At 63.6% G+C, this 21,732-nt stretch carries 5 protein-coding genes; all 5 read right to left on the bottom strand.

Annotated elements, in window-relative coordinates; genetic code table 11:
- Positions 1-9 precede the first annotated feature (9 nt).
- Entirely contained in the window at positions 10-717 is a 708-nt protein-coding gene (locus OKA05_RS20775) for a hypothetical protein (protein WP_264489114.1), read from the bottom strand.
- Positions 718-818: 101 nt separating this feature from the next.
- The gene (locus OKA05_RS20770) at positions 819-1,676 is read right to left on the bottom strand and encodes a carboxylesterase family protein (protein ID WP_264489113.1); all 858 of its coding nucleotides are present in this window, start codon (positions 1,674-1,676) and stop codon (positions 819-821) included.
- Positions 1,677-1,789: 113 nt separating this feature from the next.
- Positions 1,790-6,379 carry a LamG-like jellyroll fold domain-containing protein gene (locus tag OKA05_RS20765; protein WP_264489112.1) on the bottom strand — a complete coding sequence of 1,530 codons (4,590 nt, stop codon included), beginning with the start codon at positions 6,377-6,379 and terminating at the stop codon, positions 1,790-1,792.
- A gap of 179 nt (positions 6,380-6,558) precedes the next feature.
- On the bottom strand, positions 6,559-11,817 hold the full coding sequence (locus OKA05_RS20760) for a LamG-like jellyroll fold domain-containing protein (RefSeq protein WP_264489111.1): 5,259 nt from the start codon (positions 11,815-11,817) through the stop codon (positions 6,559-6,561).
- A 43-nt stretch (positions 11,818-11,860) separates the two neighbouring features.
- Positions 11,861-21,562: a tandem-95 repeat protein gene (locus tag OKA05_RS20755; RefSeq protein ID WP_264489110.1), complete on the bottom strand. Its 9,702-nt coding sequence runs from the start codon at positions 21,560-21,562 to the stop codon at positions 11,861-11,863.
- Between the last annotated feature and the right edge of the window lie 170 nt (positions 21,563-21,732).

Genomic DNA, 21,732 nt, shown 5'->3' with positions numbered 1-21,732 from the left:
GCGGAGAAGTCAGTTTCCGGCCGCCTTGCTGGTGATGCTCTTCACTTCGAGCTCCAAGGTAATACCGCTGCCGTCTGCCGCGAAACCGACCATGGTCTCGAGCAGGAATTCATCATCATTGCCGTCATGTCCCATCGTGATGGAGGCGGGCAAGCCGGGCTTGGTCATTAGGGTTGGGCGGTTGAGAGTAGTCGCCCCGGAATGCGAGGTGAGGGCCTCGAGCGTTCCCTTCGCCTCCTCCGGCTCCCAGATCTGGCCGTGTTGCCGGGTGCTGGCACGGTCGGATTCAAGGTCCTCCAAGCCGGCGGCTCCCATCGCCGCGGGATCAAGGTCCATGACGCGGGCCGTCAATTTGATCTGATCCGGGTAGCCGGGCTCGGGATGGCGTTCGGCGGCGATCATGATGAACTCCCGGCGGCCGGCCCGCGTCGGGTAGCCGCCGGTGACCAGCATCTGGCCCGGCTGCAACACCGTATCGATGTCCGAAGTCACCACCTTTCGCTTTGGACTCCCGTTTCCTGGACGAGGACCCGTCTTGGTGGGGAATTTGGCCGGCTCAAGCTCCGCTCCGGAAAGGATCTCCTTCAAGGCGGCCGCCCCTCGGGACGCAGGTCGTTCCGCGGCCGGGCTTTCCCGCCGGAAGAATCCCCCGAGGGAAAATCCGAGGTAAAGCAGGATTAGCACGAAGACGACTAGCGAAAGTCGGCGGATGGTCATGAGTGGTTCGGGTGAAAAGGTGTGTTGGTTTAAATACCGGTCGCTCGCGGAATTGTCCGTGCGAAACCGCCAGCAATGTCGAGGGCTTCGGCCAGCTTTCTTTAGTTGCCGGAAGGATTCGAGGGGGGCTGTTTCCGATGCGACAAAAACCAAGTGTAGAGCCCGTCGTTATTGTAAGTGGCCGTCCATGAATCGTGCTTCACGCCGGGATAAATGGTGAACTGGAGGTTGTCGCCGGCGCCCGCTTCCTTGAGGGCATCCACGATGATTTGGGATTGTTTGAACTCGACCCGGTCATCCGCGTCGCCATGAAAGACCCAGATGGGCATTTTGACCAGCCGGCGTGCCGCTTCTCCGACCTTGCCGCCTTCCGTACCAGCGCCACCGGCGATGGGCGCGATCGCAGCGAATCGTTCAGGATGGGCGGCCGCGAAATTCCAGACGCCATGGGCGCCCATGCTCAGCCCCGTGAGATAAACCCGTGTCTCGTCGATGTGGTATTCCTTGAGGGTGGTATCGAGAATCTCATTGAGCTGGCCGACTTGCTCGGGTTTGGACCAATACCCATTCTCGGGACATTGGGGGGCGAGAATCACGAAGGGAAACTTCTTCCCTTGAAGCACCCGCGAGATGGGGCCGTTGCGCTTGAGCTTCTCGGTGTCCGTTCCCTTCTGTCCCGCTCCGTGCAAGAAAATGATCAGCGGCCATTTCTTCCCCGGGGTTTCATAGCCCTCGGGAACATAGATGAGACTGCTCAGATTCTTCTCTCGGATGGGGAAGATCTTGACCTCCAGCCCCGGCGTCGCGGGCATGGTTGCGGGCGCTTCTTGGGCGGCCGTGGGAGCTTCGGCAAAGCCGTGGTCCGCGCCGAGGAAGATGCCGGTGAGGGCGAGCAAAGCGGAAGAGGCGAGGTGAGGATAAGATGCGGGTGATCTGGTGGATGAGGAGTAGTCTGACATGCCGATTAGCAGGAAGTGGGTAGGGTGAAGATTGAGACTGAAGGGCCGCGGCCACGGGAAGCCCGTCACCGCGGCCGATGCGCCCGAGCCGGCGGAACGCCCTCCCCGACGTGTCAGCGGCTGGCGCGCAAGCGGAAGAATCTGCGGTGGTCGCCCGAAGGCGGCGTGTAGGTCGCACGGATCGTGCGGATGCCGGCTTCCTCCGACACGATTTCTTCCACCACATTGGCCGGTTCCCATGCGACGGGATTACCGAGATCGGCGCATCCCTCGATGATGAGGCTGACGCCGGAAGCGGTCAGGTCGCGCTGGTAGTCGAAATGGAAGGTCCCGCTTCCTTTCGACAGTTCGAGGTGACCACGCTGGGCCGCCGTTGCCCCGGCTGCGGCTGGCGCGAGCGGGTCGATACCCATTGCGTAGGCCAGCAGGTTCTGCACGCCGTCTGCGTTGGGATCTGCGGTTTCACCTGCTGTCTGCGGATTTCCCTCGGCGGCACCAAAGTGACTGTTGAGCCATTGAGCATAGCCGTCCTGCTCGCCGGCGTTTGCCTGCGGAAGAATGTCAGTGTTCGGGGTGATGATGAATCCTGCAATTGAGCCCCGCGTGTTTCCGGACCTAGCGGGCAGCGAGATGGTGAGGTTGTTCGCCGTGAGGCCGGTGAACCTGCCCCAGCCGCGCTGGCCGCCGATATCGGTGCCTACGGACGGCAGTGGTTGCTTGCCATCGCCGAGAAGCGTCGGGTTAATAGTTCCGAGAAGCGGCAGGCTGCGGATCGCTGTGAAGGATGGCGTGGAGGGTACGCCGTCGCGGACAGTCGCCGGATGGAAAGGCGTGCCGGAGGTGCTGTCGGCGTTGAAGAGTAGGGTGAGCGTGTAGTTCGTGGCCCGGTTTGCGCTGAGGAGCTGGCCGAGTCCGGTGAGGTGGATGGATGCACCGATCGAGTCGCCGTCGAAGTAGCCACCACTGTCGCCATCGTCGAGGTAGTAGCGGAACACCCGTTGGGAAGCATCGCTGACCGAGAGAGATGACGAGCCGCGCTGATAGGGGACGGAAGAGAACGAATTCACCGTAACTCCGAAATAGGTTCCGGTGCCGTGTCCGTTCGCCAAGGTTCCGTTGCCTGCGTCGTCAATCGATTGGTTGTTCCAGACGATAAGTCCATTGACGGCGATGGCCGCTTTCAGAGCGTTGGTGTTCTCCGTGGCCAGCACTGCGGTGTTGGCCTCGGTGGAATTCGAGAAGCCCACCGCGAGACCGCGACGGACGATGACGGTGATGTCAAAAGTGGTCTCTGCCCACTCGCCACTGAAATCCTTGGCGAGGATGGTGACGGCTGTCGTTCCTTCATCGGTGATCGCTGGAGTGCCGGACAAGGTACCGCTATCGCCGACTTTCAGCCACTCGGGCCCCGATTGCTTGAGGTAGGTGAGGTTGTCTCCATCGGCATCGGAGGCGGTGGCTGAGAAAACGGCGGAGTAGGACTCTCCTGCGACGACCTTTCCATTCGACGCTTGGAAGGCCCTGGCAGCCGCAGCGTCGAAGACCGGGGCGTCATTCACATTCAGCACCGTGAGGGTGAGCGTTGCTTCCGCGAACTGCCCCGCCGTGTCGGTCACCCGCACGATGAAGTGGTTCGGTCCCACGTTGGAATTCACCGGAGTGCCGACGAGCAATCCGTTAGGCGAGATGGTGAGCCAGGGGGGGCCAGAAATTTTGACGAAGTTTAGAACTTCACCTGAGCGGATATCGAGGTCGTTGGCGGAGAGTTGGCCGGAGAAACCCATGTCCTCGGTCGCGCTGAATGTTAGCGAAGCCGGGCTGAACGCGGGTGCCCGGTTGATGAGGGTGTTGATCTCGTCCGCGCCGAGGGCGCGGTTAAAAATCCGGACGTCGTCAATCGCGCCGGTGAGATACCGGTTTCGGTCGCGCGCGTCGTAGCCCATGAAAACCGCGATGGCGGGGTTCAGGCTTCTGGCGATGCCGCTGGCACTGTTAGAGAGCGTTCCATCGATGTAAATGTGGCCCATGTTTCCCTCGCGGACCGCCATCACGTGGTGCCACTGGTTGTCTTTGATGGAACTAACCGCCTTGAAATTGAACTGCTCGGCATTGTCCCCATAAACCCAGAAAGATGGCTTCCCGTCGCCATCCACGCGGAGCGCGTATTGTCCATTGAAAAGATTCGGAGACCGCTGCTGAACGATGACTGCCTGGTTGGCATGACTGGTGGGGATACGAACCCAGGCACCTACGGAGAATGCACCGGGTCCACTGATGGAGGCACGGGTGCCGCAAGAAACCCCGCCCGAACCATCGAATGAAAGGGCGCCCGCCCGGCGTCCGGGTGTCCAGGTACCTCCGGTCACGCTGCCGTGGCCGCCGCGACCGGTGGAGTCGTCCGCAAGGTCACCCGAGGTGGCGTTCATTTTCCACCAACCGACCATCCCGAGCGGATCTTCAGTGGCGATGAAGGGTATGGTTGCACCTTTGAAAACGATTCCCTGCGGATCGGTGGAGTCAACGCGCCAGAACCAGCTTCCTGAGTGGAGTCCCGGATTGGTGAGTGAGGTTGCGAGGAAGGTTCCAAGATCCGAAGGGGAGCCGGGCAGGGCATCGCGCACGGTCGCAAAATCCCCGCCCAGATAGACCCGATAGGTGCTTGGGCCGGTGCCGGCCCAGGTCAGGTTGAATGCGGCTCCGGCCTTGATTTCTTCATTGGCAGAGGGAGAAAGAACCCGCGCCGGGCCGTTGCCAAGGGCGAGAGCACCGACTTCAGGTTCGGTGAGCGTGCGTTTATACAGGAGAAAGTGATCCAGGTCGCCGCGGAACCGCCAGGTATTCCGGCCGTAGTCACCGCCAAAGACAATCTTGCGTTCGAACGCTCGTGGCAGGAAATCTCGTGTAGGAGAAGATGCCTTTTGAAGGATGCCACCCTGCGGCTTCATATACAGCGTTGCCTTTGTGGGAGAGACGGTGAGCGCGACAAACGTCCAGGTGTCATCTGGAGGGACCAAGGTGGAGTTTAAACTATAGCGCTGATTGTCGGCATGCCATATCCCCCGTAAGCTGTTGTTTGCACCGAAAGTCAAACCGACATATTCGACTGCGATTCCAGCACTTTCGACCTGTAGCCCTTTGCGACGAATCCAGCCGGCGAAGGTGATCGTGTTGGAGACGAAGTCAGGCGGAGGTGTGAGGATTGCGCTGGTGGATTCTCCGTCAAAGGAGAGTCCCGGACCAAAGCGGCCGTTCTCGAGCCACTTCGAGGTCTGGATGTCTCCGTTGAGCTGCCCGGAGGAAGAGTCGGCGGTCACGTCACCTGAATTCTCGTCAAAGCTCCATTGGCCGACCAGTTCGTTGTCGTAATAGGGTTTGAGGACCACGTAGCCCGTGGCGGTTCTCTTATCAGGATCCTGAATTTGATAGAAGAACGAGTCGGTTCCGGTGGTTGTGAACGGCGGTGGCGTATAGAGGATTTGGTCTCGTCCGCCGGGGCCGGTGCCCACCGAAAGGGTTACGGAACCGCCGAGCTGTGAGAATCGTCCTTGTTCGTCTGGAGAGGTGAGCTTCAGCGGCTGACCATTCGAGTCGGAATCGTTGGCGATCACATCCACCAAGACCGGCTCGCCCTGACCGGAAAGGCGCACCCGGTCGGCATTGGCGCGCGGTGGCAGGGAAAGCGGGTAGGGCCCCATCCGGGTGATACCGGAGAGTTGTGCGTTTCCAAAGGCAATGAAAGCTGCGATGTCCGGGCTTGAGAAACGTGCCATGCTGTTGCCGGACATGATGGTTGGACCTTCCGGTTGATCCGGCCCTCCTTCCTCGTGAGTCGCGCCCCAGGCATGCCCCGACTCATGTCTCCAGACATTGAAAAAATCACCGTTGGCTTCAGCGCCATTGGCGGTTGTACTCTGGTTGCCATTGAACGGGCCTATCGTCGTCAATCCTCCCTGAACGGCAGGGGTGACAACGCACGCCTGCTGATAGGTCGCTCCCACTACGGAACGAAGGACCGCGCCTGGCCCGTTCCACTGGCGACTGGCTTCAGCAAGCAGCATGTTGGAGGTATTTGCCGTCATGGCCTCGTAGGGGTCGGTGACGGTGCTGGTACGGATGACTATCTTGCCAATCCGATGCAGGATGGCGCAATCTCTCAGGAAGATCGCATTCGTGCTCAGGACCGAGAATTCGGCCATGTCGATGGCGTCTGCGGCATTCGAGTTAGTGGCGGCAAATTCCCTGTAGGATAGATCGATGGCGATTTCAATGGCGCGAACATCAGCTCCCGCCCCTCCGTTGATCGACAGGGCATTGCTGGGCCATCTGGGAGTCCAGGTTGGCACCTTGCGGACAACAACACCACTTCCCGTGGAGGTCCAGTTCGAGCCGTCTTCGAAAATGATGCGCCATATCAGGGTGCCATTTGCCTTTCTTAAGGCGAGGGCAGAGGCTCCTGGATGGCTGATGCAGGTTCCGAAGTAAGTGCGGTGGGCACCGGGTTGAAAAGCCGTGAATTTTCCTGCGGAATCTTGGAGCATAACTCCGAAGTTGTCGCTACGCATGCTCACCCGGGTGAAATCTACGATGATGTTGGCGACCCCGTCGGACAAGATTTGGCTGAAGTTATCCAACGGCTCGGCCTGAGCGCGGAGACCGGCTGGGCAGACCAGTGCAATGACAAGCAGGAAGAGTTTGGACCTCATGGTGTTCTGTTCGCTTCGGATGGGATGAAAGGAATGTCGATAGAATTCAGGGCGGGGCCGACCATGCTGAAATAGCATCATCCCATCGGAATCTGACGACCAAGTCGTGCTTCTCGTAACTCTTTGGATGCCGCTGCTGACTGCGGTGCCGAGCAATCGACATCGCAGCCGCGCCGGGCTCAGCGTGAGACGCGCAGCCGGAAGAACCGGCGGGCGTCACCCGGAGGCGGTGTGAAGGTCGCACGGAGGGTTTGGATGCCGGCTTCGTCGGAAAGGACTTCTTCCACCACGTCGGCCGGTGCCCACTCGCTGGTGTCGCCGAGGTCGGTACTGTCTTCGATGACGAGACCGACGCCGGTCGTGGTCGTATCTCGCTGGTAGTCGAAGTGGAAGGTGCCGCTTCCTTTCGCGAGTTCGATGCGTCCGCGCTGCGCGGCGGTGGCTCCGGGGGCGGGCGGCGCGAGCGGATCGATGCCCATGGCGTAGGCGAGCAGGTTCGGCACGCCGTCGCCGTTCGGATCGGCGCTTTCACCGGCGGTCTCCGGATCTTCCGACGCGCTGCCGAAGCGGGTGTCGGCCCACTGGAGATAGCCGTCCTGGATGAGCGGCAGCGGACCGCTGGTGGGCGTGAGGATGAAGCCGGAGATGGAGCCGCGGGCGCTTCCGGAGCGGATCGGCACGGCGATGGTAATGTTGCCGGCGCTGAGTCCGGTCAGCCGGCCCCAGCCGCGCTTGCCGGTGGTGCTGTTACCAACGGCGGGCAGCGGTTGCTTGCCATCGCCGAGCAGCGTCGGGGCGATCGTGCCGAGAAAGCTGAGGTTGCCGATGGCATTCACCGATGGCGCGGCTGGCACCCCGCTACGAACGGTCGCGGTGCGGAAAGGTGCGGTGGTGCTGGTGCTGTCGGCATTGAAAAGCAGCGTCAGCGTGTAGGTCGTCGCCCGGTTCGCGGTGAGGAATTGTGCGAGCCCGGTGAGGTGGATCGAGGCACCCACGCTGTCGCCATTGAAGTAGCTGGAACCGCCTTCGCCGTCGTTCAGGAAATAGCGGAACACCCGCTGCGAGGCATCGCTGCCGGAAAGGCTTTCGGAGCCGATCTGCGCGGGAGCGGAGGAGAAGGAATTCACCGTGACGCCGGAGTAGGTGCCGGTGCCGCGGCCGTTCGAAAGAGCGCCGTTGCCCGAGTCGTTGATCGGCTGATTGTTCCAAACCACGGGTCCGGCGACGGCGACGGCGGTGTTCAGCGCGTTGGTATTCTCCGTGGCCTGCACCCCGGTGCTGGCGGCTGAGGAGTTCGAGAAGTTCACCGCGAGGCTGCGGCGGACGATGACCGTGAGGTCGAAGACCGCGGAAGCCGACGCGCCGGCAGGGTCCGTGGCGCGGATCGTGACGGACTGGCTCCCCTCGTCCGCGGCGGCCGGAGTGCCCGACAGGACGCCGTTCGCGCCGACCGTTAGCCACGCGGGGCCGGCTTGCTTGGTGAAGGTCAGGCTGTCGCCATCAGGATCAAAGGCGGTGCCGGAAAAGGTAGCGTCGTAGGCCTCGCCCGCGATCGCCTCGCCCTCGGCGGCCTGGAAAGCGGCCACCGCCACCGGATCGAAGACCGGCGCGCGATTTAAACTGTCGTGAAGGGCGTCGAGTTCGGCGGCACTCAGGGCGCGTTCATAGATGCGGACATCGTCGATCAGTCCGTTGAAGCGCTTGTTGTTGTCGCGGTAGTCATAGCCGACGGACACCGCTAGGGAGTTCAGCAGCTGCACGGGGCCGGAGCCCGTGGCGGCGGAAATTCCATCGATGAACACCGTGCCGCCGGAGCCTGAACGGACGCCGGAGACGAGGTGCCACAGGTTGTCGTTGATGGCGGTGGTGGTGGTGAGGTTGAACTGGTAGGCCGAGGTTCCGTAAACGAAGAACTCGACTTTCCCGTCTGCTTTCACGTTCAGCATGTATTCGCCCTGATAGCCGGCCGCTCCCGGCTCGCGCTGCTGGATGATGGTGCCGCCGCTGGAGCCCGGAGCGAGCTTGACCCATGCGGAGACGGTGAAATCGCCGGTCCCGGTGATCGCCGGCGCGGTACCCATCAGGACACCGTTGTCCACGCCGTTGAAAGCGAGGGCATTTCCCGCGATCCCGGCGGTCCAGGTCGCGCCGGTGACCGCGCCGTCCTGCGGGCGGCCGGTGGAGTCGTCGGCCACGGTGCCGGTGCCTTCGTCGAACTTCCACCAGGCACGCAAGCCGGGATCGTAGGCGGTGCTAGCCACCTGAGTCACGATGCCGGTCGGCGAGAGCGTGAGTTGATAGCTCCGGCCATCCACGGCGATGCGCGTGATGCGGCCGTTGTCGTCCCGCTCGAGCTCCGCGAGGTGGTCGTAGTAAACGACGGTGCCTGCCGGGTTCTTGGTTTCCACCAGGTTCACCCGGTTCATGCCGGAGGAAATGAAGTCGATGAAGTCCACGACCTCGGTCATGTTGGCTTTCATCGGTTCGATGCCCTGGGCTTCCGCGCGGCGGAAACGGTCAAGCGCGCCGATGATGCGGCCCGGGCCGTTGGCGAAATGGTGGTTGGCCTGGCTGGCGAGGGACTCTTGCGGCGCGTCGAGGAAGAACTTGATGTCGATCCTCATGGTGGAAAGATCGTTGAAGAGGGCTCCAGGTCCGGTCGCCCAGTAGGCGTCCCACGCTTGGATCCACGTCTGGGTGGCGGGTGTGTAGAATCCCGCGGTCTGGAAGTTCGCCTGGGTGGCGGATTGACTGAACCAACCATCGGCACCGGCGCGGACGTCGGGCCCGGCGGCGTGAACCATCCACTGTCCCCAGCGGCGGCGGAGGTCGGCGTTGGTACGGGTGGTGACGTAGTTGTCAAGGGAGTGGACCACCTCGTGGCCCATCACGAAGGTGAAATAATCGCCACTGGCGGAGCCGGTTCCGAGCGTGCTCTCAATGGCCGTGGTGAGGTCGCCGTCCCATTCGTTGGCGTTTCCAAGAGCCCATTGGCCGAAGGTGTTTTTGGCGCTGTTCGGCGTCCAGACAAAGCCGCCCGGCTGGTCACCGTAGAATTGGTCGATCGTGAGGATGGCGTCGGGGAACGCCTCGCGAGGGTAGCGGCGCATGAAGTCCCGGATGGTGCCATAGGCAGCGGGGTTGGACTTCGCGTTGTCGCCGATCGCCAGGCCGTTCTCGAGGTAGATCTGGCGGGCGGTGCCGGTGAGGCCCATGATGTCCGCCACGCCTATGCGGCGGGCGGATGTGTCGGGGAGGGCATGGGCGAGCATAATCCAATTTTGCGCGACGATGCTCGGAACGTGGTGGTAGATCGCGGTGTCGAGTTGCTGATAATTGAGGAAAGGATACTTGTTGATGTGGGCAGCGAAAGCGGTGGAAAAGGCCTCGCGGGTGCCGAGGCTACCGCTCCTCAGGTGATTGATCAGATTGAGGTTGGCGTCGTTCACCTGGCCGAGCAGGGCGTCGCCGTTGGCACTCAGGGCCGCGCCGAGATTGGCAAGGTTTGCGTCGTAGATGGCTTCGATCTCCGCGATGCTTTGCGCGGCGCTTTTGCGGGTCCCGTAGGCGAGGTAGAGCTTGTTGGAAGCATGGCCGCCAATGACGATGTCGGTCTTGCCGTCGCCGTTGAAATCCGCGAAGTCGGGGATGACGCCATCAGTGAGACTTGGGAACGCGGGTACCGTTCCGGTGGAGTCCTTGATCGAGAGATACTGGGTGCCGGAAAGGCCCTTCGCCGGGACATCGGGCCAGAATTTCACATTACCCCAGTTGATGCCGCGGACGAGGTCGGTCTGGCCGTTGAGGCCGAGGTCGCAGAAGCGCGGGTAGGCATTGTAGGACTCGCTGAAGAGGACGGTGGCGGTCTCGAACCGCGGGGCGGCGGCGGTGTTCGTGTTTAAATAAATCCTCACGTCGCCACCGAAGGTACCGACGATGAGGTCGGACTTGCCGTCGGCGTTCCAATCGCCGAGGTCGAAGCGCTTGTCAGGGAGGACAAAGTCGGTGGCTCCGTCCGCCCTCTTGATGACCGTGGCTGCGGCATAGACCGGGCTGGCCCCGGCAGCGGCGGTGTTGCGGTAAAGGCGGAGCTTGGAGGTGGAGTCCGCCATGACGAGATCGGCAACGCCGTCGCCGGTCATGTCGGCCAGCGTGATCGGGCTGTTGGACGTGGTTCCGGAGTAGATATCCGCGCCGTTCGCCTGAACCTTGACCCCCGCGGAAAAGGCGGGTGCTGCGACGGTGCCGGTGTTGAGGTAGCGCCAGACGTAGCCCCCCGCGCCGATCAGGATGTCCTTCCTACCATCGACATTCCAATCCACCGCGCGGGGGACGCGCATGCCGCTGTGGGAAATGTCCGCGCCGCCGGCCTGGAGTGCCGCGAAATTGCTGAACTGGATGACCGGGAGATTGGTGTCGCTCACCGGTTCGGTGATGATTCTCAAGGTGATCTTGGAACGGTGAAAACCGCCTTGGCCGTCCTCGATGGTGACCTCGAAGGAGTCGCTTCCAACGTAGCCCGCGACGGGAGTGAAAGTGAAAGATCCGTCACCATTGTGGGCGACCGCGCCGTGCGCCGGAGCGGTCCAGCTTTTGACGGAAAGAACGTCGCGCTCCGGATCGAACGCGCGGAACAGGACGCTCGGCGTGGTGAAGGGGCGGTCGTTGACGCCGTCCGAACTGATGTCCCAGGACTTCGGGGCATGGTTGCTCCGCTGGGTCGCCACCTCGCCGGCGGTGATGGCGCGGTTGAAGACGGTGACCTGGTCGAGACGACCGGCGAAATAGCCCGCACCCTCGATCCGGCCGAGACTGGCGAAGGTATTGGAGCGAGCGCCGGTCGGGCCGGTGGCGGAGGCGGATAGGGTGCCATCCACGTAGATCTGGACGAGGCCGGTGGAGGCATCGCGCGAGATGACGACGTGGTGCCACTTGCCATCGTTGACCGCCACGGACGAGCGGGCCACGAGGGTGTTGTCGAGCGACAAGCCGATGCGGCCGGCATCATCGAGCCAACCCCACTGCGCCCCGCCTGAGCCCGCCACGCCGGTGACCCCGGGTGCCGTGGCTGCGGTGGCGGTTCCGGTCTGGCTGGTGCGAAGGAAGAAAGAAAGCGTGGCGGACCCTCCAAGACCGGTGGCAAGCCCACCCGTGACGGACAGATACTGGTTGGTCCCGTTGAACTCGAGCCCGGTGAACTGGCGGCCGGATACCCGGTTGGCCGCGACCATGTTTTGCAAGGTGGCGTGCGCGACGCCCTGGCTGTCGTAGGCCGTGGTGCCCGCGTGAACGGACTGGAAGGCGCTGTCGTGCCAGTCGGGACCCTCGTCGAAGTTCCAATGATGGAGCTGACCCGCCGGGGCGGCGGATGTGCCCGGGATCACGGCGAGCGACAAGGCGAGCGCCGGAGCCAGAGTGCGGAAGGAAGACGTTTTCACGGGCAATCGGGTTTAAAAGTCAGAGTTGGTTCTCGGGGCCATTTCAACGGCTTGCACGGAGCCGGAAGAATCGGAGGGTGTCTCCTGAAGTCGGCGTGTAGGTCGCGCGGATCGTGCGGATGCCGACTGCCTCCGAGAGGATTTCTTCCACCACTTCGGCCGGCACCCACGCAGTGGTTTCGGCGAGGTCGGCGCTTTGCTCGATCGCAAGGTTGACTCCGGTTGCGTTCATGTCGCGTTGATAGTCGAAGTGGAAGGTTCCGCTTCCCTTCCCGAGTTCGATGCGTCCGCGTTGCGCCGCCGTCGCGCCCGGTGCAACTGTCCCGAGCGGGTCGATGCCCATGGCGTAGGCGAGCAGGTTGGCCACGCCATCGCCATTCGGATCGGCCTCTTCGCCACCGGTATCCGGATCGCCGGCCGCTTCGCCAAATCGCGTGGCGGCCCACTGGAGATAGCCGTCCTGGGTGAGCGGCAGCGAGCCGCCGGTGGGCGTCAGGATGAAGCCGGAGACGGAGCCCCGCGTGGACCCGGAGCGGGCCGGTATCGCGATGGTGATGCTGCCGGCGCTGAGTCCGGTCAGCCTTCCCCAGCCACGCTTGCCGGTGGTGCTTGTGCCCACGGCCGGTAGCGGTTGCTTGCCATCGCCGAGCAGCGTCGGCGCGATGGTGCCGAGGAAGCTCAAGTTGCCGATCGCACCCGCCGATGGCGCGGCAGGCACCCCGCTGCGGACGGTCGCCGTGCGGAAGGGTGCCGTTGTGCTGGTGGTGTCGGCATTGAAAAGCAGCGTCAGGGTGTAGGTGGTTGCCGCATTCGCGTCGAGGAACTGGCCGAGCCCGGTCAGGTGGATCGACGCGCCGGTCGAATCTCCGCCTGCATAGCTTCCCTCACCGTCGCTGTCGTCCAGGTAGTAGCGGAAGACCGCCTGAGAGGCATCGTTACCCGCGAGCGATGACGATCCCTGCTGGTATGGGACGGACGAGAACGAATTCACCGTGACGCCCGAGTAGGTGCCGGTGCCGCGTCCGTTCGCCAGAGCCCCGTTGCCCGCGTCGTTGATCGCTTGGTTATTCCACACAACAGGCCCGCTAACGGCGACGGCCGTGTTCAGCGCATTAGTATTCTGTCCGATCGCGACCCCGGTGGTGGCAACGGCCGTATTCCAGAAATTGACCGCGAGGCTGCGGCGGACGATGACCGTGAGGTCGAAGCTCGCCTCGGCCCACGCGCCCCCGGGATCCGTGGCGCGGACGACCACAATCGACGTCCCTTCATCGGCTTCAGCGGGACTGCCCGACAATGCTCCCCCTTGCGAACTAACGACCAGCCACGCCGGGCCGGAGGTTTTGGTGAAACTCACAATGTCGCCATCGGCATCGGAGACGACCGCAAAAGAGGAGTCATAGGCATCCCCGGAGATCGCTTGCTCATCGGCGGTCACCGTGCCGATGACCGGGAGGTCGTTCACCGGGGTGACCGAGACGTGGACGGTCGCGCTGCTGGTACCGCCCTGGCCGTCGGAGATCGTGTAGTCAATCGTGGTGGGACCATTAAAGTTGGTCGCGGGGGTGAAGCTCAGCGTGGTTCCCGAGTTGATCGCGACGGCACCATCGGGTGAGCTCGCGGCGGTCACGGTGAGCGGATCGAGATCCACGTCACTGTCGTTGGCGAGCACCGCAATGGGCGACGAGGTGATGTCTTCCGCGATTGTCACGAAGGGTGAGCCGGCGCTGCCATCCTGAACCGCCAGCGGCTGGTCGTTCACCGGGTTCACTGTGACGACGAAGCTGCGGTTCGCGCTGCTTGCCCCGTCGCTCAACGTGAGCGTGATGGTCGAAGCACCGGTCTGGTTGGCTGCCGGAGTGAGAGTGACCGTGCGGCTCGAGCCGCTGCCACCGAGCACCACGTTCGCCAATGGTAGCAGCGTGGTGTTGGAGGTGGCGCGTGTGACGGTGAGGGATGCGGGAGCCGTTTCCACATCGTCAATCGTAAAGGCAATCGCGGACGTGGCCGTGTCCTCGTTGGTAGTTTGATTGGCGACCGCAGTGATTGTCGGCAGATCGTTCACCGGAGTGACCGACATGAAGACAGTCGCGTTGGCCGTCCCGCCCTGGCCGTCGGAGATCGTGTAGGCGATCATGGTGGGGCCATTGAAGTTGGCCGCGGGGGTGAAGCTCAGCGTGGTGCCCGAGTTGATCGCGACGGCGCCATCCGGTGAGCTCGCCGCGGTCACGGTGAGCGGGTCGAGGTCCACGTCGCTGTCGTTGGCGAGCACCGCGATCGGCGACGAGGTGGCGTCTTCCGCTATCGTCACGAAGGGTGTGCCGGCGCTGCCGTCATCGCTCGCGAGGGGCAGGTCGTTCACGTTTGCCACGGTGACGGTCAGCGTCGCGTCCGAGAAAAGCCCCGCGGCATCCGTGACGCGGACCGTGGCGTTGTTCGGGCCGACATGGCTGTTGTCGGGCGTGCCGGAGAGACCGCCATTCTGGGCGATCTGGAGCCAAGCAGCACCGGCGATCTTCGAATAGGTCAACGAATCTCCGAAGTCCACGTCGGTCGCCGCAAGCTGACCGATGAAGGCAATGTCTTCCGTCGCGTTGGCGCTGGGTGAAGCGGCGGTAAAAACCGGGGCGCTGTTCGGCACGAGCGCATCGCGCGCGGCCTTGAGCTCGCCGGCCGAAAGAATCCGTTCGTGGATCTTCACATCGTCGATCACGCCGTTGAAGCGTTTGTTGTTGTCGCGATTGTCGTAGCCCACGGACACGGCATGGGATTCCAGTGGCATCAGCGTGGCGCTGGCGGAACCGGTGGCGGCGGAGATGCCGTCGATGTGGATCGCCCCGTTGACGCCCTGGCGACTGCCCGAGATCAAGTGCCACCTATCGTCCTTGATGGTGCCCACGGTGATCAGGTTGAACTGGTAGCCGGAAGCACCGTAAACATAGAAGCTGACGGTGCCGGCGGGGTTCACGTTGAGCGCGTATTGCCCCAGGTATCCGCTGCCGCCGGGCTCGCGCTGCTGGATGATGGTGCCGCCGCTGGAGCCTGGGGCGACATTGACCCAAGCGGAGACGGTGAAGTCGCCGGGGCCGGTGAGGGCCGGCGCGGAGCCCATCAGGACACCGTCGTCCACCCCGTTGAAAGCAAGGGCATTCCCCGTAATTCCGGGGTTCCACGTCGCGCCAGTAACAACACCATCCTGAGGCCGGCCGGTGGAGTCGTCGGCCAGGGTGCCGTCGCTTTCGTTGAATTTCCACCACGCGCGAAGAGCCGCGTAGATCGCCGGCGGCTGGGACGCGGAACTTTGCGGATCCGTTCCGAGCGCGAGTTCCAAGCCGGTCGTGAAGCCATCGCCATCCGGGTCGGCAGCGGGATCGGAGTTGGTGACGGTAACCGTGGCCGCGGACGAGCTCGCGCCGCCACCGCTGAAGATTGCCTTGGCAGTGAGCGCGTGATTTCCCGCGATCGGGTTTGTCCACGTCACGGCGTAAGGCGCGCTGGCGTCGGATCCGATCAAAGTGGAGCCGCGGTAGAATTCGACGGCGGTGACGGCGGGCGACCCGCCGGCGATGTTCGCGGTCAGGGCGATGTCGTCCACCGTTTCGAATGCCGCGCCGCTGGCGGGCGAGGTGAGCACGATGGTGGGCGGCCGCGGCGGGCTGTCGAAATCCAGACCCGCGACGTTCGGGAAGATCACCGCGGCGGGAATCGCCTGACGGGCGATGCCCGGGCCTTGCCACGCGACCGAGACATGGTCGCCGCCGCCGCCTTCCCTCTGATGGGCTTCGAGCCAGTACACCTTGCCTGCCTGCAGCGTGATGACCCCGGATTTCTGGCCGGTTTGGAGATCCCAACTCTGAAAGTTCGTGGAGCCGCTGACACCGCAGATCCTGGACTTGTTCAGCGGCGAGGAATCGCTGCTGAGGTTGAGGCGGCAGTCGTCGTCACCGGCCACCCAGAAAGTGTAATCCCCGCTGACCTCCGGCTTGAGATAGCCGGTGAGGCGGCGCGAGTAGTTGTCTGCGACCCCTAGGCCGCTGGTGAACGTGGCGAGCGCGCCGGAAAAGGAAGGCGTGCCGTCCCACATTTCGAAGTCAAAGACGGATCGGCCGTTCCAACGCTGTTCAACCACGCCTTGCGCGGCATTGCACGCGATGTGGACGAGGCCGTCGCCCGGCGAGCCCGCGTCGTCGATGGCGCGGACCACGAGCACGACGCCGCCGGGATTTGGCAGCGCGGCGGGAAGGGCCAGTGAAATCTGACCCGCCGCGTTGATGGCGAAAGCGCCTCCGGTATTTCCGGCGACGATGGACCAGCCCGTGACCATGCGGCCCGCGGCAGGGGTCGCGCCCGCGGTGGCGACCACCGTGCCGGCACCCATCGAGGAACTCGCCGTGACGTACTGCGTCCCCACCGCCGGCGCTTCGGCGTCGAGCACGGTGACGACATGGGTCGCCGGCGACGTGAGCGAGGCTCCGGTCGGATTGGCCAACGAAACAACGATGGCCTCCGGGGCTTCGCCGGACGAGTCTGCGAGGATCGCAAGCGGCAAGTGCTTTACTTGCTCGCCCGCGGCGAAGACCAGCGTGCCGGGGGCCAGCGTGAAGTCGCTGCCCGCGGTCGCGGTACCGCCAACAGTGAAATCCACGGTGACCGGCGTACTCCCGGCCGGCCGGTCCAGCATCGCCATCAGCAAGGGCTCGCCACCTTCCGCCTCGCTGCGGCTGGTCGCCGCGGCGGCAAGCCGGACAAAACGCGGCATGGCGCTTTCCGGTGTGGCGAAGGTGACCGGCGTGCGGGCGAATCCCGGCCCCTGCCAAGCCACGGAAACGTGGTCGGTGCCGCCGCCTTCCTGATGTTGGACTTCCACGTAGTAGGACTGCCCCGCGACCAGCGGGATATTAACGGAAACCTGCGAAACATACTTGGTCCACTCTTGGAAGTTGGTCCAGTTGGCGACACTGGCGATCTGCACCCTGTTCGCCGCCAGAGACGTCGTGCTCAGGTAAAGGCGCGAGGCATCGTCGGACGCGATCCAGAACTGGTAGTTGCCGGTCACCGGGGCGACGATCTGGCCAATCAGCCGACGCGAGTAGTCACTCGCGACATCCGTTGCCGGAGTGAGGGACGAGAGCGTGCCGAAGTAGTTCGGCGTGGCGGCATTCCACGACTGGTTGGTGTAAACCGCGGCACCGTTCCAGCGCTCCTCCAACACCACTGCGGAGGGTTCATCATCGAAAACCAGCAGCGTCTGCCGGGCATTGCCGAGCGAGGCGAAACGCGGCGCGCGGAGCACCAGCGCGACGGTTTCCACCGGCTCTCTCAAGCCGTCGTTCTTGACCCGGACGCGGATGTTCCCCGCGGTGACTCCGGGCGCGAAGGTCAGGGTGCCGCTGGAGATCGGGACATTTCCGGGCGTGACGAATGACCAATCGACGTCGTCGCCGGAAGCGCTTCCCGCGCCCGCAGCATATTGTACGGTCACGATGTCGGCGGAAGCGGCGGAAAGCGTCACCGGGATATCGCGGTACTCACCTGCGGCATCGGTCTCGCTGACGTCCATGCGTGCGGCCTGGAAGCCGACGGTGAGGGCCGGACTTTCGCTGTCGATGATTTCGTAGGTGGCGGAAGCCGGGCGGCCCGCGCCATAGCCGGCGCCGGCGAGCACCGTCAAGGTCACCGTTTCAGTCCCTTCGGACGCGTTGTCATCGGTCGGCACCATCGCGACGTCCACGCCGCTCTGGCCGTCGGGAATGATCACGCTGCCTGTGAGATTCGCGTAATCGGTGCCGTTGATCGCCGTGCCCGCGGTGGCGTAGTTCACGGTGAGATTTCCGGCCGTGCCGGTACGGGAGAAATAGTAGCTGCCCTGAACGGCGCCGGACTCGGCTGGCGTCTGGTTCCAAGTCGAGACCGTCACGCGCTCGCCACTGTCGTTGTCGTGGATGATCGCCTCAGCGGACGCGTCATTGTAGATCCGGTAAGCAGCCCCCGGGGTGAGGGTGATCACCACGGTCTCGCTCGGCTCGGCGACCGCGTCGTTGGTGATCGGGATGGTGACGGCCACGTCATTGGGCCCGTTGACGGGAATCGAAACACTTCCCGCCAAGGCGGGGAAATCCGTTCCCGAAGTCGCCGTGCCGCTGACGGCATAGTTGACGACGACATTTCCCGCGCCACGGCCGACGGCGCGAAAGGTAACGGTCGGATTGACACCTCCCTCCACCCCTACCGTACCGACGCGGACGCTGACCACCGGCAGGTCGGCATTGTCGGAGATGGCCAGTGTGCCTTGGAAGACCGGGCCGAGGCTGTAGCCGTTGTTGAAGGTGGTCACCGCCAGAATCACCGATTCCGAGGGTTCCGCGTGCGCGTCGTCATTGGGCGCGATGACCACCGGGGCGCTGCTGGCGCCGGCGGGGATGATTACCTCGCCATTCAAAGCGCCGTAGTCGGTGCCGTGGTGCGCGGTGCCGTGAACGCCGTAATACACTTTCAACGGAGCGACCGTGCTGCCACTGCGGTGGATCAGGAACAACCCGGAGTCCGGACCCGCCTCGGAAGCGGCGGCATCAGGAACGGAGACCGTGACCACTGCCGCGTCATCGTCAGAAAGCGTGACCGTGGCGGAGGTGCGGGCGGTATCGCGCACGTAGGCGGCGTTGGTGCTGATGGTAGCGATGATGGTTTCCGGCGCTTCGATCGCCACGTCATTCAGCGGGACGACAGCCAGCGTGAAGGACGCTTGGCCGGCTGGGATGGCAACGACCGCCGGCAGCGCGGCGTAATCGGCAGCACTGGTCGCGGTGCCGGTCCAGCCCATGGCCAAGTTCAAGGCCGCCGCGGTGGAGCCGGTACGGGTGAAGGTGAAGCTGCCGGTATCGGCGGGAAACTCGGTGGCGTAGGGATCGTTCGAGATCACGGCGACCTGCGGCAGCGCCGTGTCGTTGTCATTGACGGTCATCACCGCGGAACTCGCGGAGTTCAACAGGTAGCTGCCGTTCGACGCGAGCTGGAGCGAGATCGTTTCCGGCCCTTCCTGGGCCGCGTCATTGACCGCGGCCACGGCGATGGCGAGCGACGCTTGGCCGGCGGGAATGGTGAAAGTACGATAGTTGCCGTCGTTCGTGTAATCCGGCGCGAAGCCGTAGTCGGCGGGCTTCGCCGCGGTTCCCCCCGCCGGCGAGACGCGGACGACCAAGGCGGCGGCGGTACTGCCGCTGCGGGTCAGCGTGAAAGTGCCGTTCGCGCCGCCTTCAGTCGCGTCCGCGGTCGTGGCGAGCGTGACGAAGACCGAACTGGCAGCCGCGGTCCAGTTCGCGGTGTTGTTGCCCGCGACGACGTTGAGCGGATTCGCGAAGGCGGATGGCGTCAGCGTGTGGCCGTTGAACTTCGCGGTGAGCGTCTGGTTGCCGGTGGTCACGCCGGCCAGCGCGTAGTTGCCGGCGGCATCGGTGTAGGCGAACTTGCCGCTGGTGATCGAGACGCGGACATTCGCCATCGGCTGACCGGCCAGCGTGATATTACCGGTAACCGTCTGCCTGCCATGGGCGCCGACATTGATGACCATGTGCCGGCGGGTGGTGCCGCCTTTCATATCCGAAACGGTGACCATGGCCGTGACCTGGGCCGCGGCGGCGAAGGTGCGCGTGATCTGGCTGCTGTTCGCGGCGCTGACGCCGTCGTCGAACTCCCAATGGTAGGCAAGCATGTCGCCATCCGCATCATTCGCGACCGCGGTGAATGTGACGCTGCCGTTGACCGCGATGTTGGTGGCGGTGGTGTTCAAAGCCAGCGCCGGCGCGCTGTTGCCGGGAAAGGGCCCGCGTAAATACACGACATCGATCGATGAGGGCGTGGTTGCGTTGCTCGCGACCACGGTGAAATGCATGTCCGCCTCCAGATCGGAGAAGGTGCGGCCGAGAGCGATGCTGGCGTCGAGCTTGCCGGCATTGTCGCCGACCACATAGGGCGTGTCGGGCGTGGTATCGAGCAGGTCACCCGCGTTGTTGCCGCTCGCGCCGTCGTAGAGGACCAGCGCGGAATCCGTGAGCAGGCCGCCGCGGGCCGGATGATACTCGAGATTGTATTTGCGGAAGCTGTCCTTAGCGACCGTCAGGGCGTAGCGCTTTCCTTCTTCAAGCCGCGGCTGGTCGTACGCGTGGAGGCGATAGGTGCCGCTGGTCTTCGGCTCGTGAATGTACTCGGGCGGGAGCCAGCCGAGAGCGCGTTTGCTGATGGTGTTGTAGTGCGCGGTGAAGCCCTCGCTGCCCCCCATGATGTCGAAGGGATTCCCGTAGTCCTGGCTGGTCCCGTTGCCATAGCCAGTTCCGTCGTCGGTCTGCCAGAACCTGGCGTGGCTGCGTCCAAACGCATGCCCGGCCTCGTGGTTGATCACATCCATGCCGCCCCAGGTGATCCACACGCGGTTGGCCGGCGTGCCTCCGCCCCACGAATACCCTTCGAGGCGCGGCCCGCCATTGATACGGACGATGATGCAGTCGTAGAAATCGGAATCGTAGCCAAGCGCGCGTGCCGCGTTCCGCGAGTCCGTGTGGACCAGGCCCAGGCCGTCCACCTCGGCATCCTTCGCCTTGTACCACGCCATTGTCTGCGGGAGCGTGACCAACGAGGTGACCGTGGTGGTGGTGGTCAGCTTGCCGTAAGAGTTTTCCAGGAAGAAGCGCGCACTGTTCCGCATGTCGTTGTAAGCCTCCTCCTCGGTGTTCGGCGCTGCCACCTGGTCCTGATAGGTCGCGCGGATGTAGAGGCAGCGGAGGTTGCCGATCGCCCGCGCAGCAGTGCCGGGAAAATTATCGGTGAAGAAGCCCGCACCGCCGGTACCGCTGGCCTCCAGCCAACTGCGGAACTGTTCTTCCAACACGGCGGCGTGAGGGTCTTCGCAGAATGTCAGCACCCGGCCGGCAACCTCGACGACGGGCGCTTCCGTGGTGACCTCCTCGCCAGCGGAGACGGATGCGCTGGTCTCGCCGGAGATCGGACAGGTTTCTTCCACCACCGTGCCCGCGGGGATGCGTTCGCCGGATTCGAGCCGACGGACGGCGTTCTCGGCGACCGCCATTTCACGGTCGATCGCAACGCCTTGAAGGGGGACTCCAGGACGTGAGCCGAGATTCTTGATGGCCCCGAAAACACGGGCCTTGAAGTTGACGCCCCCGGCCTCGAAATAGCGAAGCGTGAGCTGGTCGGCCCGATACCGGGTCCCCGGCGCCGGCCGTCCGCCATAAACGCTGAAATCACCTTTGGCAGACACCGGCTCCTCCAACTGGACGACGATTTCCTCCGGCAAATCCTGCCTCACCACGCGTGGTACTGCCCTTTCCAACGCCAGCCGCGGATCCACCTCGATCAACACCTTGAACTGCGGCCGGCGTGCGGCGGCAAGCCGCGCTCCCTCAACTGTCATCGCCGCACGCTCTCCGGGCGTCGCTTCTTTCCACCGGGCCACCCAGCCGTCGAAAGCATCGATCGTTGCAAAATCTGGCACGGGCAAGGGCTCCAGCGCTATCGCGGTTGCGGAGAACGGTTGCGCCTCCCCAGCGACCTCGGCCGTCCCGGTATCCACCGCGGAAAATCTCTGGAGGCGCTTAATCTCACGGTTTTGTCCACCGGGCGCCGACCGAGCCGCCGTTTGAATCGGGATGTCCAACTGCGGCCACAGGATAAAGCCGGTGATAATGCTCAGCGTGATACCACTGAGGATAAAGAGGTTACGACAGGTTTTCATGAGGCAGCAAAATCAGATGCTAACCATCGATGTCACTTTCGAGCCAAACACGGCTCGAAATTCTTGGGTTTCGACGATTCCAAAGATCCGGATATGCCTTTTTGTCACCAAAACAACATAAAACTGCTAATTTTGCGGATACCAAAGAATCTGCCGCCTAATTCCACAAA

This window comes from Luteolibacter arcticus (assembly GCF_025950235.1).
GTDB classification, from domain to species: Bacteria; Verrucomicrobiota; Verrucomicrobiia; order Verrucomicrobiales; family Akkermansiaceae; genus Haloferula; species Haloferula arctica.
Note: the sequence above shows the minus strand (reverse complement) of the source record. Positions and strands in the feature narration are given on the sequence as shown.